At 62.1% G+C, this 26,448-nt stretch carries 20 protein-coding genes; 8 read left to right on the forward strand and 12 right to left on the reverse strand.

Annotated features, from left to right (window positions below):
* Nucleotides 1-98 precede the first annotated feature (98 nt).
* The 6 genes from H2O77_RS11875 to H2O77_RS11900 all read right to left on the reverse strand — a co-directional run bounded on the left by H2O77_RS11875 (nt 99) and on the right by H2O77_RS11900 (nt 8,342).
* Nucleotides 99-1,490 (reverse strand): hypothetical protein, encoded by a 1,392-nt coding sequence (locus tag H2O77_RS11875; protein ID WP_215823168.1) that lies wholly within the window; start codon nt 1,488-1,490, stop codon nt 99-101.
* A complete protein-coding gene (locus H2O77_RS11880) occupies nt 1,487-2,554 on the reverse strand; it encodes an EpsG family protein (RefSeq protein ID WP_215823169.1) in 1,068 nt (355 codons plus the stop codon). Before H2O77_RS11880 ends, H2O77_RS11875 begins: the two co-directional genes overlap by 4 nt.
* Nucleotides 2,555-2,556: 2 nt before the next feature.
* On the reverse strand, nt 2,557-3,852 hold the full coding sequence (locus H2O77_RS17935) for a sugar transferase (RefSeq protein ID WP_052384635.1): 1,296 nt from the start codon (nt 3,850-3,852) through the stop codon (nt 2,557-2,559).
* A gap of 198 nt (nt 3,853-4,050) precedes the next feature.
* Nucleotides 4,051-6,414 (reverse strand): GNVR domain-containing protein, encoded by a 2,364-nt coding sequence (locus tag H2O77_RS11890; protein ID WP_215823170.1) that lies wholly within the window; start codon nt 6,412-6,414, stop codon nt 4,051-4,053.
* Nucleotides 6,415-6,487: 73 nt separating this feature from the next.
* Entirely contained in the window at nt 6,488-7,687 is a 1,200-nt protein-coding gene (locus tag H2O77_RS11895; RefSeq protein WP_215823171.1) for a polysaccharide export protein, read from the reverse strand.
* A gap of 478 nt (nt 7,688-8,165) precedes the next feature.
* The gene (locus H2O77_RS11900; protein WP_160317867.1) at nt 8,166-8,342 is read right to left on the reverse strand and encodes a hypothetical protein; all 177 of its coding nucleotides are present in this window, start codon (nt 8,340-8,342) and stop codon (nt 8,166-8,168) included.
* A 788-nt stretch (nt 8,343-9,130) separates the two neighbouring features.
* On the opposite strand from H2O77_RS11900, the gene H2O77_RS11905 reads away from it, so the two are divergent.
* From H2O77_RS11905 to H2O77_RS11925, 5 genes are all read left to right on the forward strand, one after another.
* Nucleotides 9,131-9,571, forward strand: coding sequence for a hypothetical protein (locus tag H2O77_RS11905; RefSeq protein ID WP_215823172.1), 441 nt, complete (start codon nt 9,131-9,133; stop codon nt 9,569-9,571).
* Entirely contained in the window at nt 9,571-10,359 is a 789-nt protein-coding gene (locus H2O77_RS11910) for a YjbF family lipoprotein (RefSeq protein ID WP_215823173.1), read from the forward strand. Before H2O77_RS11905 ends, H2O77_RS11910 begins: the two co-directional genes overlap by 1 nt.
* Nucleotides 10,353-11,243: a hypothetical protein gene (locus H2O77_RS11915; RefSeq protein WP_215823174.1), complete on the forward strand. Its 891-nt coding sequence runs from the start codon at nt 10,353-10,355 to the stop codon at nt 11,241-11,243. The genes H2O77_RS11910 and H2O77_RS11915 overlap by 7 nt, the downstream gene beginning before the upstream one ends.
* A 113-nt stretch (nt 11,244-11,356) precedes the next feature.
* Nucleotides 11,357-13,831 (forward strand): YjbH domain-containing protein, encoded by a 2,475-nt coding sequence (locus H2O77_RS11920; protein WP_215823175.1) that lies wholly within the window; start codon nt 11,357-11,359, stop codon nt 13,829-13,831.
* A gap of 79 nt (nt 13,832-13,910) precedes the next feature.
* The gene (locus H2O77_RS11925) at nt 13,911-14,240 is read left to right on the forward strand and encodes a YkgJ family cysteine cluster protein (protein ID WP_054556269.1); all 330 of its coding nucleotides are present in this window, start codon (nt 13,911-13,913) and stop codon (nt 14,238-14,240) included.
* Between the two features lie 100 nt (nt 14,241-14,340).
* Here the strand turns inward: H2O77_RS11925 and H2O77_RS11930 are convergent, their stop codons facing one another.
* Nucleotides 14,341-16,077: an acetyl-CoA hydrolase/transferase family protein gene (locus tag H2O77_RS11930; protein ID WP_240548595.1), complete on the reverse strand. Its 1,737-nt coding sequence runs from the start codon at nt 16,075-16,077 to the stop codon at nt 14,341-14,343.
* Between the two features lie 324 nt (nt 16,078-16,401).
* Complete coding sequence (locus H2O77_RS11935; RefSeq protein ID WP_043334148.1) at nt 16,402-17,343, reverse strand: LysR family transcriptional regulator; 942 nt, start codon at nt 17,341-17,343, stop codon at nt 16,402-16,404.
* Between the two features lie 307 nt (nt 17,344-17,650).
* Between H2O77_RS11935 and H2O77_RS11940 the strand changes: the two genes are divergently transcribed.
* Complete coding sequence (locus H2O77_RS11940; RefSeq protein WP_043334118.1) at nt 17,651-17,950, forward strand: hypothetical protein; 300 nt, start codon at nt 17,651-17,653, stop codon at nt 17,948-17,950.
* 16 nt (nt 17,951-17,966) lie between these two features.
* Nucleotides 17,967-19,379, forward strand: coding sequence for a nucleotide 5'-monophosphate nucleosidase PpnN (gene ppnN, locus H2O77_RS11945; protein ID WP_276315205.1), 1,413 nt, complete (start codon nt 17,967-17,969; stop codon nt 19,377-19,379).
* Between the two features lie 202 nt (nt 19,380-19,581).
* On the opposite strand, the gene H2O77_RS11950 is transcribed toward ppnN, so the two are convergent.
* The 3 genes from H2O77_RS11950 to H2O77_RS11960 all read right to left on the reverse strand — a co-directional run bounded on the left by H2O77_RS11950 (nt 19,582) and on the right by H2O77_RS11960 (nt 22,898).
* Nucleotides 19,582-19,998 carry a hypothetical protein gene (locus tag H2O77_RS11950; RefSeq protein ID WP_215823176.1) on the reverse strand — a complete coding sequence of 139 codons (417 nt, stop codon included), beginning with the start codon at nt 19,996-19,998 and terminating at the stop codon, nt 19,582-19,584.
* 69 nt (nt 19,999-20,067) lie between these two features.
* Entirely contained in the window at nt 20,068-20,529 is a 462-nt protein-coding gene (locus H2O77_RS11955) for a flavodoxin domain-containing protein (RefSeq protein WP_043334117.1), read from the reverse strand.
* 347 nt (nt 20,530-20,876) lie between these two features.
* Nucleotides 20,877-22,898, reverse strand: coding sequence for a TonB-dependent receptor (locus H2O77_RS11960; RefSeq protein WP_215823177.1), 2,022 nt, complete (start codon nt 22,896-22,898; stop codon nt 20,877-20,879).
* Between the two features lie 698 nt (nt 22,899-23,596).
* Between H2O77_RS11960 and H2O77_RS11965 the strand changes: the two genes are divergently transcribed.
* Nucleotides 23,597-24,505: a LysR family transcriptional regulator gene (locus H2O77_RS11965; protein ID WP_043334115.1), complete on the forward strand. Its 909-nt coding sequence runs from the start codon at nt 23,597-23,599 to the stop codon at nt 24,503-24,505.
* Nucleotides 24,506-24,635: 130 nt separating this feature from the next.
* Here H2O77_RS11965 and H2O77_RS11970 read toward each other — a convergent pair whose 3' ends face one another.
* Complete coding sequence (locus H2O77_RS11970) at nt 24,636-26,426, reverse strand: anti-phage dCTP deaminase (RefSeq protein ID WP_215823178.1); 1,791 nt, start codon at nt 26,424-26,426, stop codon at nt 24,636-24,638.
* Between the last annotated feature and the right edge of the window lie 22 nt (nt 26,427-26,448).

Consider the following 26,448-nt stretch of genomic DNA (forward strand, 5'->3'; position numbering starts at 1 on the left):
GCTGTGTCTGCATGCCCGGCATCGCCGTCATGTCATCAACCGGAAGGCACAGATGCTGACCTTCCGATTCCTGCTGCGCTCGTGAAGCCCGGTCAGGCTCAGGCACTCGCCGCAGCGTTGTCTTCGTGTGCCTTGCCGCCGCGGGAGAGTGATGGCTGGAAGAGGATCGCCATCGCCAGCATCACCACTTCGGCGGCGACCGGCACACACAGGAAGAGGCTGTAGAGATCGACACCCAGAAGGCTGCCGGTGTCGCCGGACGCGTTGCCCAGCGAGTGATTGAGCGCCGCGATCGCAAGGCCCCCGCCGACCACCAGCGTGGCGCCGGTGCTCTGGCACAGCAGGCGCTTGCCGTTGAGGCGCAGCGCGGCCAGACGCGTGAAGGCGCAGGTGACGAAGGCGTGCACCAGATAGACCAGCGCGAAGGCGCGCAGCGTCAGGGTCAGGCGCGGGTAGGCGCCGCTCAGGAAGTGTTCCGCCAGCCACGGCGCGATCAGCGCCAGTCCTCCCGCCACCGGCAGCGCGAAGCCACTGGCGATGACCAGATACTCCTTGAGGCGCGCATCGCCGTGGGTCAGCTTGGGCAGGTAGTAGCGATACAGGCTGGTAGGGAAGACATAGAGCGCGAACACGATGGAGGTCACCACCGAGACACTGGCCACCTGAGCGGGCGCAAAGGCGAGCCCGGCCAGAATCACCCAGGCCTGCAGGTAGGCGAACGACATCAGGTTGTTGTAGAGAAAGCCGCGACCGCGCGCGAAATCGGCCTTGCTCGGCAGGCGACGCTGGCCCGCGCCCTCTTGGTCCGCGCCCTCATGGCCAGCCGCCGCGTCGGCCTCGGCCCGGGCGTCCGCCAGCGCATCACGCGACAGCCACATGCCCAGCGCCATCACGATGACCAGCGCGATGGCGCTGACCATCACGAAGGTCGGCACCGGTGCCAGGCCGAACAAGCCGGCGGGGGTGGTCAGGTCAGCGCTGAACTCGGCGCCGGTGACAAGCTCGACGCCCTGATGATAGAGCGCCGGGCCCGCGGCGCAGGCGACGGCGATCGCCACCGCCAGCGAGATCAGCACCGTCATCAGATTGACGCGACCCAGGCGCTCCTGACGCTGCAGGCGTGAGTTGATCATCTGCAGGCCGACCTGCTCCGCCGCGGCGCGCAGCGCACAGAAGGCGAAGATGAAGGCCGACAGACCCAGCAGCGGCGCGATGCCGACGGCGAAGCCGATCGCCAGCAAGGCATACAGCGAGATACCGACGCCCATCCAGCGGCGCAGTGCCGACGCGCTGGCACCGTCGCGGGTGACCAGCAACACCTCGTTGCCGCCCATGCGCGCCAGTACGCCCAGCAATACCGCGTAGTTGAGGGCCAGTGCGTATTCACCGAAGGCCTCCGGCGCCACGGCACGTGCCAGCAGCAGGCCCGCGGCGGAGGACAGGCCGCGCGCCATCAGATTGAACAGCGAGAAGATCAGCGCTTCGCTCATGACTGGCCTCCGTTGCCGACGACCAGGGCTTCATCGCTGAGGAAATAGAACTCGTAGTTGTTCAAGAAATCGTGGTCCTGATTGCCGGCCGCCACCTTCAGCGACATGAAGAACAGCGCCATCATCAGCACGCCGCTGATCAGACTGGGCAACAGCTTGTCGCGGAAGTGCTCGATCACGTCACAGATGACGAAGATGGCGAACGGCAGGAAATAATAGCTGGCACGTGCCACATGCTCACCGTAAGTGATGAACAGGGTGTAGAGCGCCACGCCGATGAACATCAGGTTGAAGGCCCAGGGGTCCAGTGACAGGCGGAAATGCTTCCACAGCACCAGGGTGCCCAGGCAGATCAACAGGTAGATGACGTAGAGCTTCTCGCCACCGCCGGAGAAATCCTCGAAATAATGCGCATAGAGGCCCAGCGCACTGAGTACGCTCTTGGCCAGCGGCCCGGCCACGAAGCACAGTGGCAGCAACCCCAGGTAGAGCCAGAACGGGTAGGCACGACGCAGCAGCGGATAGATCACCAGCAGGGGCAGATACAGTGCCAGGGTGTAGTGGAAGCTGGTGCCGACAAGCATCAGCACCAGCGCGGGCAGCCGCATGCCACGCTCCAGACACGCCATCGCCAGCATGAACAGCGCAATCGCCACGTGCTGCTTCACGAACCCGAAGGCCGACAGATAGATCAGCGGCAGGCAGACGAAGAACAGCAGGCACCAGGCCAGATTGCGACGGCTCATCACCAGTGCCGAGACGAAGCACGACACGTAGAGGATGGCGGTGATGATGAAGAACAGCTGCGGCTCGCCCCAGGCCCGCGCCATGCGCGCCAGGGCAGCAGGTGCGGGCTCGAGAAAGCTCAGGTCGACCTGCCAGGTGGCCATCTGGCGGTACGAGAAGTAGTCGTACCCTGCGTCGTAACGCAATGCCATGAACGCCAGACACAGCCCACCGGCAAACCAGGCACCCACCATGCGGGTGCGCTCGTTGGCGGCCAGCGGCAGGATTGCCACCAGCAGGGCCATGAAGCCGACGTAATAGCCACTGACGGTCAGCATGCTCAGCGTGCCCCGAAGCCGGTCAGCATGGTCTTGATGGTACGGCCGACGATCAGCAGGTCGAGCCACACGGAGAAGCGCTTGATGTAGTAGAAATCGTGCTCGAGCTTCTCGCGGGTCTCGTCGGCGTCAGAGGCATAGCCCTGAGTGACCTGTGCCCAGCCGGTGATGCCCGGACGCACCACGTGACGGTAGTTGTAGAACGGAATCTGTTCGGCGAATTCATTCACGAACTTGACCTGCTCCGGACGCGGGCCGATCAGGCTCATCTCGCCCTTGAGCACGTTGATGAACTGCGGCAGCTCATCGATGCGGGTCTTGCGGATCACGCGACCTATGCGGGTCACGCGCATGTCATTGGCCTGGGCGAACTGGGCGCCGGTCTTCTCGCTGTCGTGGCACATGCTGCGGAACTTGAACATGCGATACGGACGCCCACCCTGGCCGACACGTTCCTGCACGAAGAACACGCCACCCGGTGAATCGAGGCGGATCAGCACGGCGGTCACCAGGCAGATCGGCAGCACGAACGGTGCCACGGCGAGCACGGCCAGCATGTCGAACAGACGCTTGAACAGCTCATATTCACTGTTGGGGGCCAGCTGACCGAAGCTGTTCTCACGCACCTGATCGAGCTCGACACGACCGGTCAGCGACTCGCGGACTTCGCTGGCGTCATAGACCGGGATGCGATGCAGCACGCAGTTGGCCAGGAAACGCTGCCATTCTGCCGGCATGTCGGCTTCCAGATCGGCGACCACGCCGTTGTAGCGCTCTTCGCCCAGGTCCGGCGCGCGCATCAGGTTCCAGCGTGCCCCACGGGTGGTGAACAGGCTGCGATAGTCACCGAAGGGCACCACGGCCAGCTTGCGGATGCGGGTGCGCTGCTCGGCCCAGAAGCCGATGGAGCAGATCAGCATCGCCGCCAGCCACGAGCTGCCGAGCACGATGCGGCTGAAGCGCAGATCCAGCGCGATCAGCACGCTCATCGCCAGCAGATAGCTGATGGTGATGGCCGGCAGCACGTAGGCGAAGGCCTTGGCGCCGGGGTAGCGCGACATGTGACGAATCGCCTGCAATGCGAGCAGGAAGCCGCCGCTGGCGGCGATGACACTGTGCATGCGCATCTCGCTGACCCACGGGCGCAGGCCATTGATCAGCAGCAGCGGGACACCCACTGCCAGAATCAGACCGACGATGGCCTGACACAGCGAGTTGAACATCAGTCGCTCGTACATGCGGGAGTGGCGCTGACGCCCTTCCAGCCCGGAGCTTGCATGGTTCGTCGTGGTATTCATATGCCGTTACCCCCTTGGCTTGCGTTCGTGTTGTGGTTCCGTTCATCACGCTCGGAGCCGCTGGTGCCGTCGCTCGACGGCGTGCTACCCGATGCTTCACCCGTACTGCCTCGGCTCTCGCCTCGACTGCCGATCCCCACTGCCAACGAGGCACGCAGTCTCGGACATCGGGTTCGCGGGCTCTAATGCAAGTGGCCGCTAACCCTTGGCGCCACCCTGGTACTGATAATCGTGATAGCTGTAGCCGTAGCTGTAGGTCGTGGTGGCCTTGCGCTCGACCGCATTGAGAATCGCGCCATCGACGTGCACGCCACTGGAGGCGAAGCGCTCCAGTGCCGCTTCGATTTCCTTGGGCGAGTTATGCATGAAGCGCGTCACCATCACGCTGACACCGCACTGCTTGCCGACGATGGCGGCATCGGTGACGGCCAGAATCGGCGGTGTATCGACGATGACCATGTCGAAGTTGGCGCTGGCCCACGTCAGCAGGTCGCTGAAGCGTGACTGCAGCAGCAGCTCCGACGGATTGGAGGGCGAGGTACCGCGTGCCACGTAGCACAGGTTGCTCGGCGCGCCATTGGCGGCCACCCCTTCGCCAGGCGCCGCAGCGGCGGTCTCGGACATCGCCAGACTCGGATCAGTGATGCCACGCACGATGCTGTCGCGGTCGGCCTTGCCGAGCAGGAAGTCGCTCAGGCCAGGTGCGGCGTCGCTGTGCTGGACACCCGCCATGCTCTGGTGGACATGGCCACGGCGCATGTCGGCATCGATGACCAGCACCCGGTTGCCGGCCTGGGCACAGACGGCGGCCAGGTTGGCGGACACGAAGCTCTTGCCGATGCCCGGGCTCGGGCCACAGATCATCAGGCGATTGTCGGGGGCTTCCATCATCGCGAAGTGCAGGCTGGTGCGCAGACCGCGCAGGCCCTCGATGGAGAGATCCGCCGGATTGCGGATCGCCAGCAGACCCGGCGCGACATTGTCATTGGCCGCTGCGGCGACACCACGCCCGGTGAAGCGCTTGAAGCCACGCGCCAGACGACGGTTGAGGCGTGCCTGCTCTTCGGAGAGCGGCAGGGTCGCGTGGACATTGAGGCCCAGGTCGGAAAGCTCCGACGGCGTCTCGATACCGCGATGCAGCATGGAGCGCAGCAGCACGAAGACCACTCCGAGCATGCCGCCCAGCAGGGTCGCGATCACCACGATCATCGCCTTGCGCGGGCTGATCGGATGTGGCTGTGCGACGGCCTCGTCCAGAATGCGGATATTGCCGATGGTGCTGGCCTGGGCGATGTTCATTTCCTGGGTCTTGTTGAGCAGCTGCACATAGATCTGCTGATTGACCTCGACTTCACGCTCCAGACGCAGGATTTCCTGCTGGGTGTCCGGCAAGTCACCGACCTGCTTCTCCAGCTCCTTGCGGGTGCGCTGCAGGTCCGCACGCTTCTTGCGCAGCGCCACGTAGTTGGGGTGGCTGGGGTTGAACTTGCCTGACAGCTCCGCTTCTTCCAGCTGGGTCTCGTTGATCTGATTGTCGATATTGACCAGCTGCTCGAGCACCGACTTGGTCTCGAGATCCAGATTCACGCTATCGCTCTTGCCGCGATAGGCATTGAGACGGTTCTCGGCCACTTCGAGGCGCTCACGCACCGTCGGTACCTGCTTCTTGAGAAACTCGAGCGACTTCTCGGCTTCGGCGGACTGACGCTCGATGTTCTGCTGCTGGTAGGTATCGGTGATGCGCTGCAGGGTCTGCTGGGTACGCAGCGGGTCTTCGCCGACCAGCGCCAGGCCCAATACCCCGGTTTCCTTGCCCATCTCGGCCACCGCGAAGCGCGAACGCAGCGCGTTGGTCGCTTCCAGGGTCGACTGATGCATCAGCGTGAATTCAGCGCCCCTGGCCGCGTCCAGTGCGCTGACCTTGAGCGTCACCTCGCCCAGCGGGCCATCGAAGCGTGAGGCTTCGCCGACCACACCGGTGCCCAGCGCATCGCCGTCGTACTGCAATTCGTACTCACCACCCTCTCCCAGCGACACCAGCGTCAGCGGTACATCGTCCCAGGCCGCCGGCACTTCCAGGCTGGCCACGTCGATCGACTCGCCTGCCCAGACCATGCTGGAACCGGCAAGCCAGCTCGGACGCGCGAATTCGTGGGTGCGCAGGAAGGTGCCGATCAGCGGGTACTGATACGGCTTGACCACCAGATCCAGCTGCTCCTTCTTGACCGTCTCGCCCAGCACCAGGCGTGAGGTGATGATCTGGATCTCGGACTCGGACGGCGGCGCCTCGCCACGCAGCAGGCTGGAGACATCACGCAGCGGATTCATGTTGCCGCCGCCCTCCTCGACCTGCACCAGCGCATCGGCCTTGTAGATCGGAGTGGCCAGCAGCGCGTAGAGCACCGCCAGCACGGTGAAGGTGCCGGTGATCAGCGCCAGCGTCAGACGGCTGTCATACAGCTGGCCCAGCATGCGGCCGAGATCAAGACTGGTGCGCGCGGGCACGCTTGACGACTCGCTGGCCGAGGCCTGACGCGTGGTGTGGGAATTGCGGTTCGACATCGTTGGGTCACTCTCCTGGTGTCCTGCCCGGCCACGGCGGTGCCGAGCAGGGACGCCTTGACGACCCCTCGCCTTACTGGCCGAGGGTATCGAGGTTGTCCTGGATTTCGGTGCTGTAGTAGATGGAACTCACCGTCGGCAGCAGCTGGGTAATCACACGGTTCCAGCGCGAGACCGGTGCGGCGGTGACATAGACGACGTCCTGCGGCTTGAGGCCGAAGTCCGCGCCCAGAATCAGCGCCGTGGAATTGCGCGCATCCAGCTGATAGACGGTGGCCAGCTTCTCGGGGTCTTCACGATCACGACGGATGACGAAGATGCCCGACGCATCGGCGGAGTTTTCCTTGATGCCGCCGGCACGCGCGATGGCATCGGTCAGCGAGATCGGGCTTCTGCCCAGCGGCAGGCTGATGGACTTGTCCACCTCGCCCATCACGAACACCTTCTGGGTACCGACGTCCGGCACGTAGAGAGTGTCGCCATCCTTGAGCAGGCGATCATTGCCCGCCTCATCGTTGGCGCCATTGCGCTCGGCCAGCAGCTCATAGAGGGAGATGGTGGTCTCTTCGCCATTGCGCTTGAGCACCACGTTGTGCCAATCGGCGTCTTCGGACAGACCGCCCGCCGCCGCGATGGCGTCCAGCAGGCTCAGCGGCACATCGCTGATCGGCTGCACGCCGGGAGACTGGACCTCGCCGGTGATCCGCACCTTCTGGCTGCGGAAGGCGGCGACCTTGACGTCGATCTGCGGCGCATTGAGGTAGGGCTGCAGCTTCTCGCCGAGATCACGGCGAATCTGGTCCAGCGTCATGCCACTGACCTTGACGCGACCGACATAGGGATAGAACAGCGTGCCATCGGCGTGCACGACGTTGCCGGCTTCCTGCGCACTGCGCTCGGAACCCGTCGGCAAGGTCAGCTCGGGATGGTCATAGACGATGATGGTCAGGATGTCGCCGGGGCCGACACGGTACTGATAGTCCGGTGCCAGACTGGCGCGCGTGCTGCTGTTGAGCTCCTGGGCCAGCGCCTTTTCAAGCTCACGACGCTGCTTGTCATCGCCATTGGACTGGCGTGATTCGGCGTCTGCGCGCGCCTGGGCCTTGATCAGGCCAAAGGTGATCGGTTCCACATCGACGATGTCGTCCACCGGCGCAGCGCTGGTGTCGTAGTCGATGTTGCCACCGGGGGCGAAGACGCACCCGGCGAGCCCGGTGAGGGCGCCGATGCTCAAGCTGGCGCCCAGAAGTCGTGCTATCAGTGCATTTTTCATCTGAAGTCCGTTGAGTCGACAGGCCCGATGACCCGGCACCCCAGTGCCATGATCATCGCGCCTTCCCCCGCCGCACATGGCCGCCGGGATGGATTCGATAACGTCTTCAGTTCCTGCTGCGTCATGCGTGTCGCCGGCCTTGCCTGGCTGTCACGCGGCTGCCGAGGGTGGGCCCTCGTGCATTTAGGTACCGGACCCTGGCGGTCTCGGTGTCTTGCGACTGGCGTTTTTCGACTGGCTGCTGCGACCTCATTCACGCTGCGCCAGTGTGACCCTCAACGCTTACAGCGATATTTCCGCCATATGAATCATGCACATGGCTTGTCATATCCCGCCGTCATCCCCAGTCAGAATGTAGGCGCATCGTTCAAGATACTCAGAACACGACCCTGAACCGCAACCGACGATGCTCAGACGGAAGGTGCATTCAATGTGCTTTCCACTTGCGGCTCTGACACCACTCTCTGCATGGCGGCCTTCATGCCACTCTTGCTGTCATTTGGGCAATATCTTCAGCGCCATTGCAGAGCAAACTTTCTGTAGTTTTTTTACCAAAATGCGGCACACCTCTTTCGACCACAGCCCACGACCCATGGAGCTGCCAGAGGATCTGCCGCTGAATCAGTAATACCAATGCCGTGGCATCGCCGTGCATTGGATCACGCCATTCGTGGCGTTTTTGGCAAGGTGACCAAACCCTGTCTGCCGTGCATTTTACCTGATACACGCCTCCCGCCAATCAGCGCCCTGTTACAAAAATCCAATAAAAACATTGGTTTGTAGCGCCGCAAGTACGCTCGATGTCGCCACTTCCACGAAAGACGCGTTGCCGATGACAGACACCCCAAACCCCATTTCGTCGGCAATGCGACACACTCAAGCGCAGGATTCCAGTCGCCACGCGGGCCCCGTCTGGCGTAGCGCCCGGTGGATCATCGACAGTCACGTCGCCAATCATCCACACCCCAATTACTCTTTTTTACATAAATAATCCTCAAGCGATCAACGCGAATAATACGCAAGGCTTCACGCTAGACAGTTCACATATTCTCGTTAACATGAGCCTCGCTTTGCCACGACTCATCGGCTTTGTGTCTGTGCGGAGAAGGACTTCCTGCATCAACCGCTCAGCGGCTGACACCTGACAGGACTGTCAGACGCAGACAGCAAGGCGCAACGATGAATTTCGGCAAGCGCATGACCAGGGAATACGGTCATGACAGGAACACCTCAGGACGAGGTCGCGCCACGGAGGATGCCAGGGATGGTGTCAGGGACGGCGCTCTTCTCCTCTATCGATATCTTCAGCAGCAGGTTGGATGATCGCCAGCATCTGCTGGCAGCCTCGACGCCGATGCCTCAGTCCTTGAGTCATCACGTCGTGGTTTGACATCCCTCCCTGGTCGGCTGACCGCCGACAATGCTCATCAAGGAGAGTTATCCATGCGCAAGACACATCTCGGAGCCATCATCGGCCTGACAGGTGCCCTGCTTCTCGCTGGCAATGCCATCGCGGAAGAAGAAGCGCCTCAGGGTGCGACCGGCACCATCGGTACGACTGGGACTACCGGCACGACTGGTACCACCGGCACGACCGGCACGACTGGGACTACCGGCACTACCGGCACCACTGGTACGACTGGTACGACTGGGACTACCGGTACCACCGGCACCACTGGCACGACTGGCACTACCGGCACTGTGCCGACAGGTAGCGCAGCCGGCACCGGCACTGCCAGCCAGAATGCCACCGGCAGCGTGACGCCGAGTGCCAGCAGCGGCAGCGTCGCTGCAGGTGCGGCCACCGGCACCGTCGGCGGCGGCACTGGCACGACCGGTACCACCGGGACAACCGGCACCACTGGTTCAACCGGGACTCGCTGATGAAGATGGCACGTGTGACGCAACGCTTCACGTTCTCAAGCCCTGCGCGGGGCACGGCGGCTACCTCGGTGGTCTCCCGTGTCCTGCGCAGCAGGTCGTTGGCGGCATTCGGTACCCTCGCGTGCCTGGTGTCGCTTTCCGGCTGTGCCCAGATCGTCTCGAGTTCGCTCAGTGACGTGATGGGCAAGGACGAGTTTGACGCCACACGTGCCAGCGAGCTGCCCTATGCCTCTCTCAAGCTGAAGCATGCCAACAACACCGCGCTGGTGGTTCTGGCGACGCTGGAAGGCAATGGGCGCATCGCGCGTTTCGAGAGTCGCGACCGCGGCATCCTCGAATTGCGCGATGGCGTCCTGTCCGCCACTTCAGGCTTTGCGCGTGATGTGGCAGACAGGCGTGAGCAAAGTACTACCGGGCGCGCTCTGGCGCGTCCGGCTTGGTTGATGGCCAGTGGCACGACCTATCAGGTCAGTGTCAGTGCGCTGTCCCCCTACCCTCGTCGGCTGGAGCGTCAGGATGCCGCCTCCACCGGCAGCCAGCGCCAGGACGACGTCGCCGTGATGCAGGTACACGAGGCCACGGCGCGACTCGAATGCGAGGCCGCCGCCCCCTATTCGCTGCCGCTGGCAGAACTGCCGCTGCAGCACTGCCGCGAGATTCTGAGCTGGGACGACGGCAGCACCACGCGCAATGACCTGTGGCGCGACGAGAATCGCGTCTGGGCGGCCGACATGACGGCCTGGCCCGATGGCCCGCGGTTCGGTTGGGAGGTCGCCAAGGCATGGTGATCCCCGTCTTCTCATCGCTGGCCCGTCTGTCATCACAGGCCCGCCTGAACAGCACCGCCCTCCTGCTGCCGCTCGGGCTGAGCACACTGCTGGCCGCGCCCCTGGCGAGCGCTGCTGACACCCCGCTGCCGTTCAGTGCCGCGAGCACGCCGCTGGCCAGTCAGGTACTGCAGGCGCAATGGGATGGCCTGGCGCCATCCAAAGCGCTGGATTGGCGTTACAGCTTCGTCAGCACGCCGCTGATTCGCCAGCAGATGGCCGCGCGGGCCAACCGCGTCAGCGCCGAGCTCGAACTGATCGCGGCGCGCTACGCCGTCGGCGCGAAGGACGAAAGCCCTCAGGCACGTTACGCCGAGGCGTTGCAGGCCTGGCAGGCCTATGTCGAGCAGGGCCGCGCGCCGGACACTGACGCCGTGGTGGCACGCCTGCCGGGTCAGCTCGACCCGCGCCGCGACATGCGCGATGGCCCGCAGGCGATCCGCATCGCCCCGGGCATGGTGGTCGGTGCCTGCCAGGCGCCGCGCAGCGTGGTGATTCTGGACGCCACCGGGGTTCACGAACGCAAGTGGACGCCCAATCTCAGTCTGGACGTCCTGATCGACGAGCGCGCCACTGCCGGCGGTATCGGGCCAGCCGTCGAGGTCAGTCTGGTGACGCCGCAGGGCCAGGTGCTGACCCGCCCGGTGGCGAGCTGGAATCGTCTAACCAGCGGCGACGCCGACCTGCCCGTTGCCCCCGGCGCCAGCGTGGTGATCAGCACGCCGGGCATCGACACCGCGCAGCAGTGGGTGAACGAGGCGCTACCGGCCTGGCTTGCCAGCCGCCTGCCGGGCCATGCCTGCCAGAGCTGGCAGCTGGACGCCGCGGAGCTACCGACCTCATGACACCCCCGCGCTAGCCGGCGAGGCTGCCCCGGCGCAGCACACTGCGCCTGACCGCGAACCCAATCCCTTATTCACGTACGTGAGCCCCTGGCTTGCGTGCATGCGAGACGCCCATGTCGAGTCCTTTTCGCCCTGCCAATCACGTTACGCACTCAAGCCCCGAGCAGCGCCCCGCCCTGGCACGCAATGGCTGGCTGGCACTCGGCATGGCGGGCGGATTGCTGGGCGCGCAGATCGCCCATGCGGCGACCGGCGAATCCCAGAGCGACTTCGGTGGCGTGGGCCTGATGCAGACGCCCACGGCGCGTTTTGCGCCCCAGGGCGAATTGAGCTTCACCTACAGCCGCACCCAGCCCTACAAGCGCTTCAGCGTCAATGCGGCGCCCTTCGACTGGATGGAGCTGGGCTTTCGCTATGTCTCGGTGGAAACTGTCAGCTATGGCGCGGCCGCCCCGGACCGCGACTACCTGGATAAATCCTTCGACACCAAGTTCCGCCTGCTGCAGGAAGGCCGCTATCAGCCCGAAGTCGCGGTGGGCCTGCGAGATCTCGGCGGTACGGGCCTGTTCAGCTCCGAGTATCTGGTCGCCAGCAAGCGCTACGGCGACCTCGACTTCAGCCTGGGCCTCGGCTGGGGCTATCTGGGCACGCGCGGCGACTTCAGCAACCCGCTGGCCGTGGTGAGAAGCAGCCTTGAGACGCGCAGCGACTCGACCAGCGATGACGGCGGCGACTTCCAGCTCGGCAGCATGTTCAGCGGCAGCCCGGCCGTCTTCGGCGGCATCGAATACCAGACGCCCTGGGACCCGCTGACCCTGATGCTGGAATACGAAGGCAACGACTACTCCGACGAGCCACTGACGGTGGAGATCGAGCAAGACTCGCCGGTCAATCTGGGCGCGACCGTCAAGGTCAATGACAGCCTGTCGCTGCATGGCGGCTGGGAGCGAGGCAACACCGCCATGCTGGGGCTGTCGCTATCGACCAATCTGGCCGGGCTCGCCCAGGCCAAGGACGACGGCACGCCGGAAGCGGTCGCCCCCAGCACCCACAGCCGTTATCGCAACGACCAGACACCCGAAGCCTTCCGCGTGCGCTCGCTCAACGCGAACGCCTCCTCGGGCACAGCGCCCTCCGCCTCCACCGCCAGCGCTGCCCAACCGGCAGGCGTGGCGGCAGAGCCGTCAGCCCATGAAGAGCCGTCAGCGAACAGAGAGCCATCAGCGAATAAGGATCAGCAAGGCCGCCTGCTGACACTCGACTCGTTCAGCGGCGCGCCCGCGGACTCCCCGCTCGAGCCGGGCGCAGCTGACGGCCCGCAGGCAGAAGATCTCCCGCGCCTTGCCGACGTCGACTGGGACGCGCTGGCCGATACCCTGCGCGCCCAGAGTGGGCTTGAGGTGTCACAGCTGCGGGTCGAGGGCGACACCCTGATCGTCGAGGCCGAGGCGACGCGCTTCCGTGATGACCTGCAGGCCGAAGGCCGCGCCAACCGCGTGCTGCATAACCGCCTGCCCGCCGAGATCACCACCTTCCGCTATCGCCTGAGCAGCAATGGTCTGGCGCTGCGTGAAGATGAGCATCCGCGCCAGCCCTTCGTGGCCGCCGCCAATGATCGTCGCTTCGGCGCCGAATACGAGCACTCCATCACCGCCCATGCCGCCTCGCCCCGTGCCATCTCGCCCAATAGCGCCGATGACGCGGCACGCCAGGCGACAGGGGATGGCGTCAAGCTGGCACGCGAGCCGTTCGGCTTCAGCTGGGGCTTCTCGCCGAGCCTCAAGCAGAACTTCGGCGGTCCCGATGGCTACCTCTATCAGCTCAACCTGCAGCTGGACGCCCTGTGGCGCACCGACCGCAATGGCTGGTTCACCGGCGTGGCGACCTATCAGCTCGCCGACAACTTCGACAGCTACGAGTACATCGCCGATTCCGAGCTGCCGCGTGTGCGCACCTACGTCGGGGAATACATCAAGGAAACCGACCTGGGCATCACCAGCCTGCAGTACAACCGCACCCACCAGTTCGGGCGCGACTGGTACGCCCAGGCCTATGGCGGCATTCTCGAGATGATGTATGCCGGGGTCGGTGCCGAGCTGCTCTATCGCCCGATGAACAGCTCGCTGGCGCTGGGGCTGGATATCAATCGCGTCCGCCAGCGCGAGTTCGACCAGCAATTCGGCCTGCGTGACTACTCGGTCACCACCGGTCATGCCACCGCCTACTGGCAGTCCGGCTGGCACGATGTGCTGGTCAAGGGCTCGGTGGGGCGCTATCTGGCCGGCGATGTCGGCGCGACGCTGGACCTTTCGCGCAGCTTCTCCAACGGAGTCAGCGTCGGCGCCTGGGCGACCCTGACCGATGCCGGCGATGACTACGGCGAGGGTAGCTTCGACAAGGGGCTCTACGTCAGCATCCCGCTGGATGCCTTCTTCACCACCTCCAGCAAGGGCAGCACCGGCTTTGCCTGGGCACCGCTGACCCGTGATGGTGGCGCACGCCTCAACCGCCGCTATCAGCTGTACGACATGACGCGCGATCGTGATCCCGAGACTTACTGGGAAGGCATCGACAAGGTCTACAAGTAATCCGTGCGTGAGTGTGTTTCACTGCCGGCTGAAGCGTGCCGATGTTGGCGCCTGACTCACTGTGGCTGACCCTGACCCGATGAATATTCCGATTACCGACGTCTCGCCGGCCACTGCCGGCGCTGCGACACCCGCCAATCACGAGATCGCCTGCAGCAACTGCCAGGCCTGCTGCTGCCGACTTGAGGTCATCCTGCTCACCGATACCGGCGTGCCGGACTACCTGATCGACGAGGATGAATGGGGCGGCGAAGTCATGCGCCGCCTCGACGATGGCTGGTGTGCCGCCGTCGACCGCGAGACGCTGATGTGCACCATCTACGACCGCCGCCCGCAGCTGTGCCGCGATTACGAGATGGGTAGCCCGGAATGCGAAGACGAGCGCCTGGAAAACGGCCTCGATCAGTAGGCCGCCTGTCAGCGCTCGTCCTGGTTGTTTCTACTGAGTGCCCTGTTTGAGAGTGCCCTGCCTGTGGTTGTCTCTACCAAGCGCCCTGCCTGGCGTGCGATCAGGCAGTGGCATCCGGCAGCGACGGGGCCGCCTCTTCAAGACTTGACTCGGGTGCCGTGCGCATGGCGCGCATATGCCCTTTCACCTCTACCTCGCGATGCCAGCTCAGCGCCTGCTCCAGACAATGTGGGGTGTGGCCGCCACGCCGGCACGCCTCCTCGAAGTAGGCGCGCAGCGCAGGGCGATAGCTCGGGTCCGAGCAGTTCTCGATCACCTGCACCGCCCGCTCGCGCGGTGCCAGGCCGCGCAGGTCCGCCAGCCCATGCTCGGTGACCAGGATATCGACATCGTGCCCGGTGTGGTCCACGTGGCTGGCGAACGGCACCACGCTCGAGATATCACCGCCCTTGGCCAGTGATTTGGTGATGAACACCGACAGCTGGGCGTTGCGCGCGAAATCGCCGGAACCGCCGATACCATTCATCATCCGCGTGCCGCAGACGTGGGTGGAATTGACGTTGCCGTAGATATCGAATTCCAGCGCCGTATTGACCGCGATCACGCCGAGGCGCCGCACGATGCCCGGATGATTGGATAGCTCCTGCGGGCGCAGGATCAGGCGATCACGATAGCGCTCGAGGTCCTTCCACAGCGTGCGGCCGCGCTCCTCGGTGACCGTGATGGAGGAGCCGGAGGCGAAATCGAGCTTGCCGGCATCCAGCAGATCGAAGGTGGAATCCTGCAGCACCTCCGAGTACATGGTCATGTGCTCGAAGGGCCCTTCCTTGAGACCACTCATCACCGCGTTGGCCATGCTGCCGATGCCCGCCTGCAGCGGTAGCAATGCCGGTGTCAGACGCCCCAGCGCGACTTCCTGCTTGAGCAGTTCGACCAGATGGCCCGCCATGCGCTGGGTGCCGTCATCCGGCGGCGTGCAGGTCGAGGGGCTGTCACTGCCGCGCGTCAGCACGATGGCGGCGATTCTGGCGGGATCCATCGGGATATACGGCGTGCCGATGCGCGAGTCCGGCGCGACCACTGGAATCGGCTGCCGGCTGGGGCGCATCTGCGGAATGTAGATGTCGTGCAGTCCTTCAAGCGCCGCCGGCGACTCGAGATTGAGCTCGATGATCACCTTGTCGGCGAGAATCGCATAGCTGGCCGAGTTGCCCACCGAAGTGGTCGGCACGATGCCGCCATCGGCGGTGATGGCGCTGGCCTCGATCACCGCGACATTCATGTCGCTCAGCTGGTGATTGCGCAACAGCTCCACCGTCTCGGACAGGTGCTGGTCCATGAACATCACTTCGCCGGCATTGATGGCGCGGCGCAGCACCGGGTCGACCTGAAACGGCATGCGTCGCGCCAGCATGTGGGCATCCGCCATCTGGCCGTCGAGGTCATTGCCCAGCGAGGCACCGGTCATCAGCGTGATGGAGAACGGCTCGCGGCGCGCCTTCTCGACCAGCGCCAGCGGCAGAGCCTTGGCCTCCCCCGCCCGCGTGAAGCCACTCATGCCCACCGTCATGCCATCGTGAATCAGTTCGGCGGCCTGGCTGGCGCTCATCTGGCGCGACTGCCAGTCAGGCCAGCGGCAGCGACGCGCGACCTCGGCGTGCTGCTCCGGGGTCAGCTCGCCGACCTCCATGCGCGCCAGCAGCGAGAAGACCTCGCTTGATGCAGCTGATGCGGCAGGCGCGGCTGAGGCCTCGGAAGCTGTGGAGGCTGGCGCATGCTCTGCGGAGACCGCCTGGGCATGAGGCGTGACACTGGAGCGAGAACCGGATGAAGACACGACGGCAGAACCTCCTGATGGGCAAGACACCACGAAATGAGCAAACAAGGCGCTGGCAAGACGCTGACCAGACCCAGCATAGCCAAGCCTGAAATAGCCAGGGCTGTAATAAACAGGTCTGTAATCACCAGGCGCTGGCTTTCAGCATCCCACGCAGTACGCCGCCCCCGCATCAGGCCTTGGTCGCAAGGCAGCGGCAGCGGCTGGAACCAGGTGGTGCACAAAGGGCGACGCCTCGCGCGGCGCAGATGGCGACGGCGAGACACGAAAAAGCCCGCTCATGAAGAGCGGGCTTTCGGGAGGCGCAGGTGATGACGCGAGGCGTTACACCATGCTGTCGAAGTCCATGTTGTCGAAGCTTTCCGGCGCATCGGCGTAGCCGTAGAGCGTGTTGCGACGCTGCAGGCGGAATTCACCCAGCAGCTGCTCGTAGCGGCGCGGCACCTCGGCATTGTCACGCGTGACGATGTAGAGGTTCTCGTAGACGGCTTCGGTCAGCGGCATCTCGCGCACCTGACGCTGCCACGGCGAGGTTTCCAGCACCGTGCGCGAGACGACAGTGAAGCCCAGACCACGCGCCACGGCGTCCAGCACCATGCCGATATCGTTGGTGAAGCCCTGCTGCGGGAAGTGGCTCATGGAGCGGAATTCGCCGGCGAAGTTCTCACGCAACAAGGCACTGGCATTGTTGACGCCATCGGCGTAATTCATGAAGCCCAGCGCCATCAGCTCGTTGAGGCTGTTGCCGGCGAAGTCGGCGGGCACCACCAGGCACAGCGGCTCCTGATGCCACAGCTCGAAATTCAGGTCCGGATGCTTGACCGGCTCGGTGACGATGCCCAGGTCGAAGCGACCCGCCAGCACGTCCTGCACGATCTCGGAATTGAAGGCGAAGCTGTAGCTGACCGTCAGCCCCGGGTGCTGCTGCTGATAGCCCAGCGTGAACGGGTAGAACATCAGCCCGACGCTTGAGGGACTGGCCACGCGACATTCGCCGCTGTCCGGGGAGTCATCATCCAGCGAGTGCATGAACTGGGTGTGCTCGGCGAACAGCTTGATGGAGTAGTCATAGCAGCGACGCCCCGCTGCGGTCAGCGAGAACTTGCGTCCCTGGCGATTGAGCAGCGAGCGGCCCAGATACTGCTCCAGCTTGCGAATATGCTGGCTGACGCCGGGCTGGGTCATCTCCAGCTTGCGCGCGGTATGGGTAAAGCTGCCGGTCTCCACCAGTGTGATGAAGGTACGAAAATACTGGGCGTTGAACATGAAGGCACTGACCACTCACGAACGGGGGACGCGACTCGGCGCATCGTGTTGCCGGCGACGACCTGCATGACGCAACTGCCATGTCTGCACAGGTGCCACCGACCCGCAAAGCACATGATTCTACCAGAGCTGGCCGCCATGCGCAGCGCTGCGCCCCGCCACTCTCGCGTGTTAGCATCATGGACAATGCCAGCTGCCACCTTGGCTGCGTCTGCCGTGTTCAACGCCACGGCGACGCGCCAGGGCCCGGCGCTTTACCCCTGTCCTGGCCAATCTTCGGACTGGCCCGAAACACGAGATGCTTTAGATGTCTGATGCTCTGGCTGCACGCGGCGAAGCCATTCACAAGGCGCTGCTCGCCATGGAAAGCGACTGTGCCGAAAATGACCTGTTCCCGCTGGGGTACATGATCCCCCAGGTGGAACTGGTGCTGGAAAACGCCGATTACGATCCCGAGGATGTGGTCGCGGAAGACTTTGACGCCACCTTTGAAGAGTGGATGCAGCACGCCTTTGCCCAGGACAGCATGAGCGTGGACGACCGCGAGCGCATTGCTGAACTCTGGGCAGAAGCCCGGAAACGCGCCCAGACCACCGTGGGCGCCTGACACAAGGAAGACAGTCATGAATTCTGTCACCAGCGAAGCGACGACCTATTCACGTGATGCCAGCTCCATGCTGGTCTCGACCATCATCTCGCCGGAAGGCAGCCTGGAAGTGCTCTCCCAGGATGAGGTCAATCGCCTGCGCGATACCTCCTCCAACGGGTTGCATGACATCCTGCGCCGCTGTGCGCTGGCCGTGCTCAACTGCGGCAGCCAGACCGATGACAGCGTCGCGGTGCTCAACGCACACAAGAATTTCGAGATCGAGGTGCTGCAGCAGGACCGCGGCATTCGCCTCAAGCTCGACAATGCGCCCGGCGATGCCTTCGTCGACGGCAAGATGATCCGCGGCATTCGCGAGCATCTCTCCAGCGTGTTGCGTGACATCGTCTATGTGGCCAACGAGATCCAGAACACCCCGCGTTTCGATCTCACGACCACCGAAGGCACCACCAATGCGGTGTTCCATATCCTGCGCAACGCCGGGGCGCTGAAGTCCTCGCGTGAGCCGAGTCTGGTCACCTGCTGGGGCGGTCACTCCATCAACCGCGAGGAATACGAGTACACCAAGGACGTGGGTTACCACCTCGGCCTGCGTGATCTCGATATCTGCACCGGGTGTGGCCCGGGCGCCATGAAGGGCCCGATGAAGGGCGCCAACGTCGCGCACGCCAAGCAGCGTCGCACGGAGGGTCGCTATCTGGGCATCTCGGAGCCGGGCATCATCGCCGCCGAATCGCCCAACCCGATCGTCAATGAACTGATCATCATGCCGGACATCGAGAAGCGCCTTGAAGCCTTCGTGCGCACCGCACATGGCATCATCGTCTTCCCGGGCGGCGTGGGCACCGCCGAAGAGATTCTCTATCTGCTCGGCATTCTGCTGCACCCGGAAAACAGCGAGCTGCCGTTCCCGGTCATCTTCACCGGCCCGGCGTCCAGCGCCGAGTACTTCAAGCAGATCGACGAGTTCATCGCCTACACCCTGGGCGAGGAAGCTCGCTCGCGCTACACCATCATCATCGACAACCCGGTCGAGGTGGCACGCACCATGCGCGGTGGCATCGAAGAGGTGGCGGAATTCCGTCGCCAGCATCAGGATGCCTTCTACTACAACTGGCGCCTGCATATCGCCCCGCACTTCCAGCAGCCCTTCGCGCCGACCCACGCCAACATGTCGGGCCTGGCGCTGCATCGCAACCAGCCGGTGCACGAACTGGCGGCCAACCTGCGTCGTGCCTTCTCGGGCATCGTCGCCGGCAACGTCAAGAAGGAAGGCATCGAGGAGATCGAGCGCGACGGCCCCTTCCGCCTGACCGCCGAAGCCGAGCTGATGGAGCGTCTCGACGCCCTGCTCACCTCCTTCGTCGCCCAGGGCCGCATGAAGCTGCCGGGCAGCGATTACGTGCCCTGCTACACCCTGTGCAAGTAAATGGCCCGGTGATGGCACGCTGAGGCATGTCGTCACCTCATCAGCCATCACAAGAGCGCCATCACAAGAACGCCCCGATCATCGCTGATCGGGGCGTTCTTGTTGGTACGTGCTGCTACCTCTGCAAGACCAGTCTAAAGGTCTATCTGGAAGATCTTGCTGACAGGGCCTCGAAGACCTCAAGGGCCTCAAGAGTCGAGGCTCAGCCTTCCTCACCACGACGGCGCTGCATCCACATGCTGATCACATGCGCCAGCAGACCCAGCGTCAGGCCATCGACCAGCACCTCAAGCGCACCTTCCTGAGGGCGGTTGAGCATCGGCGCGGCAAAGTTGAACGCCGCCATCGCCGCCAGCCCCACCACCAGCCAGACCAGCAGACGACGCATCATCGTCGGCACCTTGGCCTTGGCGGTCTCTGACAGCTGGCGATAGATATAGATGCCCAGCGCGCTGACGGCGACGGCAAAGCCGACGATCAGCATCAGACGCGTATTCTCGCCACTGATCAGGAAACGCGGAATATTGGCGACCATTACCACCGCCAGACCCGCCAGCACGGAAACGCGCTGCGGCGTCAGGTTGCGGGCACGCGGATGATCAGGATTCAGTTTCGGCATGTGAAGCAGTCTCGATGAAAGAACGGACAACAGAAGAAGCAGGCGGCGGGGCAGCCCACCGCCGCAGGATCAGGCCGTGGCCGGCAGGGTCGGAATCCAGCTCTCGACCCACGGCAGCGCCGCGTCGTCGGCCATGAAGGTTTCCATGGCGTCGATCTCCAGGCGCTCGCCGTGGCGCGTGGCGCCCAGGTCGGCCAGACGCTCATCCAGATGACGCCCCGCGCCACAGTAGGTCTCGCCGTAGGAGCTGTCGCCCAGGGCGATCAGGCCATAACGCAGCCAATCCAGCGCCGGGGACTCGGCAGACAGCGCATTGAGGAAGCCGGTCAGATTGCCCGGCACATCGCCACTGCCGGTAGTGGAGGTGACGAACAGCGCCAGATCAGGGCGCGCGTCAGTCAGGTCAGCCAGTGTCGGCTGGTCGAGCACCTCGACCGTATAGCCGGCCTGCTCGAACAACGGCTGAACCTGCTCGGCCACATCCAGTGAACCGCCATACATCGTGCCGACAAAAATCTTCAGAAGCGCCATGCATCCTTCCTTATTCGAACGATCACCCGCCAGTGGCGGGAACGTGAGTGCAGTGCGAAGAGTCGCGCAGACGCTCTCCGACATTTGGTCGCGATGGTAGCACAGCGCGCCTGCGAGACGCAGGCGGGCCTGGTGCGATGAATCGATAGCACAGCGCGCCGGCGGGACGCAGGCAGCAGGCAGCCCCGCCCTTCTGTGCGCCCCGCAAACGAAACAGCGCCACCGTGAAGAACACGATGGCGCTGCGAGGGTCTTGCCAGTGAAGCATCCTGCGTTGCGAGCCTGGATCACGATCGCTGGCGATGACACCCTGTCAGGTGCGAACTTGCGGGCTCAGAGCCTTCTGATCAGAAGCGGTACACCACTGACAGACGCACGTCACGCCCCGGACTGGTGATGGCGCCCGTCGTGATGCCGCGACGATCGTTGGGTTCCAGGAAGTAGGTGTTCTGGTCGGTATATTCCTTGTCGAACAGGTTGTAGATACCGGCCGTCAGCGTCAGGTCCTGCATGTCACGCGGCACCCAGCTGGCGTAGACATCGTGCGTGGCGTAACCGGCGCGCTCGCTCTGATCATCCGGCAGGTCGGTGAGGCGCTCGTAGGCGGTCACGGTCCAGCCGATCGTCATCTGCGGGTCAACGAAGGTGTAGCGGTTGTCCAGGCTCCAGCGATCACCGGCCTGGTTGCCCAGGCCCATGTCGTCGACCACGGTCTCGCCCTGATTGTCTTCCAGGTCCATGGTCAGGTAGCCCAGCGTCATGTCCCAGCCGCCGATGCCGTAGGTGGCACGCGCCTCGACACCCTTGCTGGTGACGATGCCTTCCATGTTGTAGATGGTGGTTTCGCTGCCGACGGTCTCATCGGTGATGTAGTTGTCGAAGTGGGTATCGAAGTAGGTGACTTCCAGGCCAGCGCGGTCACGCTGGGTGAGGAGGTCATTGCCCTTCCAGCGCGCGCCGATCTCGGTGCTGCGCGAGGTCTCGGCCTCGAGACCCGGTTCGACGGTCAGCGTCTCGCCGACACCGACGCCATCGTCGGCCAGGATGGCTTCACGGCCCTTGTTGCCGCGCACTGCCGTGGAGTAGCCGGTGAACAGCTCGACACCGCCGCCGACACGCCAGTTGAGGCTCGCGTTCGGGCTGACATCGGTGTCATCCAGCGTCTCGCCATTGGCGTATTCGGTCTTGTAGTCATCGACACGCGCGCCGAAAGACAGGTCCACCGCGCCCAGCGTCATGCGGTGCTGGGCGTAGAGCGCGAGGTTGCGGGCCTTCTCGTCGAAGCTGCCGGTGCTGGATTCGTCGTAGACGTAATCGCTACCCAGCGTCAGGCGGTTGTTCATGTCCTCGGGGCCGAAACGGAAGGTGTTGTTCAGATCGCCGCCGTAGCTCTCGACATCGGCGTTCAGCTCATCGCCGGTAGTGACGGTGGTGCGGTCCAGCTCGGTCTTGGTGTGGAAGACGTTGGTGTGCACATCCACCAGACGCGAGCCCGGCTCATAGTCATAGTTGGCGGTATAGGTGTCGCGGCTCAGCTCGGTGTCGACCTTCACGTTGTTGAACGGCTGACATTCCATATTGGGACGCGTGCAGTAGATGCCGCTGTCCTCGTTGTGCTCGGCACTGATGCGCAGGCTGTGCGCGCCCTGGTCGAGCAGGCTGAACTTGCCGAAGTAGCTGCGCTGATGGCCGCCGGTACCTTCCTCTTCATCACCGCCGCCGGTGCGGTAGTCATCGCTGTTGCGTGCGCTGGTCGAGAACAGCAGGCCCGCGTTCGGCGCGACTTCACCGTAGACGGACAGCGTGCCCTTGACGGCATCTGCCGCGGACTCGGTGCTGCCCTTGACCATGCCGCCGAAGGTCTCACCCGGCTCGAGCAGGTCCTGGGCATCCTTGGTGACGAACTTGATGCTGCCGCCCAGGGCGTTGGGACCATTGTCGGCGGCGCCCGGTCCGGCCTGGACTTCAGCGCGCTTGAGCAGTTCCGGCTCGATGTTGAAGCTGGAGCTGTGGTGGAACAGGTAGCCATTCTGGCTGGCACCATCGACGCTGATGTTGAGGTTGGTGTCTTCCAGACCGCGCACGTAGATCATCTCCGACGAGGCAGTGGTGCCGCCGACGGTGACGGACGGCGTATCACGGAAGACATCCTTGAGATCATGCGCCTGATGCAGCGCGATCTCTTCGCTATCGATGACCGCGGTCGCGTTGAGGCGACCGTCCTCGATCTGCAGCGTGTCCATCTGCAGCGTCTCTGCATGGGCAGTACTGGCACACAGCAGCGCAATGGCTGCCACCAGCGGACGCGGAGTGAAAGCAGTGGCGCGGGAAGCGCTGGCTGCCACGCACGGAGAGAGGCGATCGGTCATGAGCGGAGGGTTCCCAAGATTAATAATAATAATGATTCTCTTTGCGAACGAGATAATGCACGCGTTTGCACATTTGCGTCATCAACACTTCCTGCAACGCCGCTCTGCAACTTCTGCAATCAGGCCACGTCATTTCTCGCCTCTTGCAGCGCCGGATTGTGCCTCAACTGCCAAAAACGGCCCGATTTGCACACTTTTTCACCCATGCAGCCACCAAATTCACTTTTTTATCAACTGTCTGTCATCAGATACGGAACCATCGCCAGCCACTGACGTCTTAGCCGACGTGCCTCGACAAGTGCCTGGCCCACGCAAATTTCTCGCTTCACGGCAGAGTTTCATCCTGCGGAGATCGGATTTGCGCAATGCATGCGACTTTAGATGCAACACTACATCCAGAGTGATATAGTTAGCGTGCTCAGATTAAGGGCGCTTGCTGTCATGGCCTCGGCCCTGAGGATATCTGCAGCAGATGCAAGACCTGTCGCCGCGCGCTAAGGTGCTCGGCTGGCAGTGACGGTTGTTGATCGATGAGCGCGTCTTTGCCCGGGGGCATCCCCCTGCGGCCTGAGGGGCACGGTCATCGACAGGCAATCCGTTGTGCAGCGACTGGCGCTGCAACGGGCCCGTTTGGCCCGTACAAGGTGGGTGTTTCCCTGACGGCACACCCCGACCCTCTGAACAACCGGACCTATTCGATGAGCGATATCGACGCCTACAACACCTTCCTGATGGTCGCAGACCTCGGCAGCCTGTCCCGCGCAGCAGAACGTCTGCGCCTGCCCAAGTCCACCGTCAGCCGTCGCCTCGACGCCCTTGAGGGCCGTTTCGGCACTCGCCTGGTCGAGCGTGGTCATCGTGGCATTCGCCTGTCAGAAGCCGGCGAGACCCTTTACCGTTACGCACGCTCGATGGCCAATCTCGATGATGAAGCGCACCGCGCCATCGAAGACCGCCAGTCAGACCTCACCGGCACCATCCGTATCCACGCCACGCCGTCGCTGGGTCGTCACTTCCTGGGTCACGCACTGACCAGCTTCCTGTCGGAACACGAAGGCGTCGATATCAAGCTGAAGCTGTGGCACAACGGTCGCGAGATTCTCGAGAACCAGCCGCACCTGGTGATCGGCTTCCCGCATCTGGCCGGCAGCACCCACGTCTTCCGCCCGCTGACCCACTGGCATCAGGCGGCCTACGCGGCCTCTCACGTCGAGAACCCGGAAGAACTGCCGTGGGGCGAGCTGGAACCGCTGGTGTCCGGCACCTCCCTCTCGCGTCACCCGGAAGACCCGCGCCCGAATCACATCCAGTCAGATGACCTCGAAGTCCTCACCGACTACGTGGCCGATGGCCTGATTCGTGCCGTGCTGCCGACCGACTGGGTCAACACCCTCAGCGAGCGCAATGGCCAGTCCTTCAAGCGTCTGGAATGCAGCGAGATCCCGCCGGTCGAGATCGGCATGCTGCTGCCGCGTGGCCCGATCCCGACCCGCGTGCGCATGCTTGCCGACTGGCTCGCCCGCGAGATCGGCAAGTCAGAGCCGGAGCGCGTCACCGCCAAGGCCGCCCGCCGCACCGTCAGCGAAGCCGCTACCACTGCCGGTTGATTCAAGCTTTGCAACGCTGGCCCTCACTCTCGCGTTGAGCTGAATCAGCGCTACACGCAGCAAAAAGGCCAGCCCTCAGGGGCTGGCCTTTTTGCTGCCTATATCATGCGGTTATGAAGTTATGATCAAGTTAGCTAACGGCATGATTATCCCAAATTTGAATAGCAGCACTCTCTATATCCAAATAGGAACTAGGTAATAGTGGGGCTCTAATACCTGCAGAAGACTTATCCCAAGCTAGTACTTTGCCTTCTTTATCTTTACGTTTCATCTTGGACCCGGCACCCAAGTTCATGGAAAAAAGATCGAGAAATCGTCGCGGGCCAACGCCTATGAATGGTTCAAAAATCACTTTACCCTTAGACGATGGATCATCTGGCTTATTATTATCAAAATTTGACTTCAAAAATATAGATTCTGAGTGAAAATCTAGAGCACGACTTTTTGGATATGGCTCTACATACACCACACGCTTTATACCACTTGCAATTATGTGTTTTGCACAATTATGGCAAGGAAAAGTAGTGCAATATAATGTCGTATCCCTAGTAGAGATGCCTTCTCGTGCACACGAAGTCAGAGCATCCATTTCTGCATGTACAATGCGCCCAAATTCAGTCAAATCAGAAACTTGGCTTTTTCTCAGGATTTCCACTAACTTAACTTGCTGCTCCTCAGCAATTAACCCCTCTTCCACCAGTTTATCTCTGATGCTTTCGATTATTTCGAATTGCTCTTTTTTATTAGAATCGCAGCCTCTCTTATAATCCTTTCCATCATCATCATCGATAACCTCCCCAGTACTCAAATCAACCGTTGCCCAGTACAAACCACCACCAGCTTTAGGGACATCGTTAGCACCTGTGGCAACCACTTGATTTTCTTTAGCAACTACGGCCCCGACTTGACGCGATAAGTCACCAGATGTTGCTGAGCTATTGAAAGCCATAAACATTGCATACTCATCAAACGTCGGGTTTTTATATGGATGAGAGAAAACCAACTCTAAAAATCGCTGAAGACGGTTTTTAACTTGATCGCTATTATTACCTACACTCAAGAAAAAATCTGCCAAATGATATGTATCCCTAGTTTTCTGACCATAGCTAATACTTTCATTCTCATCTATTTTAATCAGCTCTTCAGCTTGTAAACTCTCGCACCCTTTATCTTGCGTCAAATAATTATGCCGTCTAGCTTCATCTGCATGAATACCAATCAAACAGAAGCCTGGGCCATACAACTTCCTAAGCATCTCAACTTCGTCAGGATGTTTTAAAGAATTAACAATATAGGCACGCTTTGGTTCAGACTCATCTCGTAATTCTTTTATTTTGCTAGCCACCCCAGCTGCAAGAATAGCATTATTCGAGCTCTCACCACGAAGTGAGTCACCACACTGCATATAATGTCTAATACGCTCATACTCACCTCCGCTGCCAACAAATTTCTTTAATATCGATGAAACCCTAATCTCCTTTACGTTATATCCGAATATGTTCAATCTATCTATTAGAGCCCCTATAACAAGTTTAGATTCAGTACCGACAGCGGCCACGATACCGATTACCAGCTCTCCTTCAATTACTTTTGAGGTAAGATAATCCGTTTCAACACTTGAATGCGAAGGGATTTTTAAGTGTGAAAGTGGTGGGGGTTTAGCTATACCATTACCCAAATGATCTTCATTCAAGGGATCGACGGCTTCAAGATTGGCTAATATAGACTTAGCCTGAGCCTCCAACCACTCCTTACTTTCTTGTTTACCTTGAAAGTTAATTTTGCCACTAGTTACAAACCAATTCATCAAGCCGCCATTAGCCCTGTATACTTTTTTATCGCTATATTTTTCATCCCACTCTCCACCAATTCCGTCGAAAAGTTCTTTCAAACTTTGATACGTCCCTGTGTATATCATCATTGCATCTCCTGTATAAAATATC

The sequence above is a fragment of the Cobetia sp. 4B genome (genome assembly GCF_018831605.1).
In the GTDB taxonomy this organism is placed as follows: Bacteria; Pseudomonadota; Gammaproteobacteria; order Pseudomonadales; family Halomonadaceae; genus Cobetia; species Cobetia amphilecti.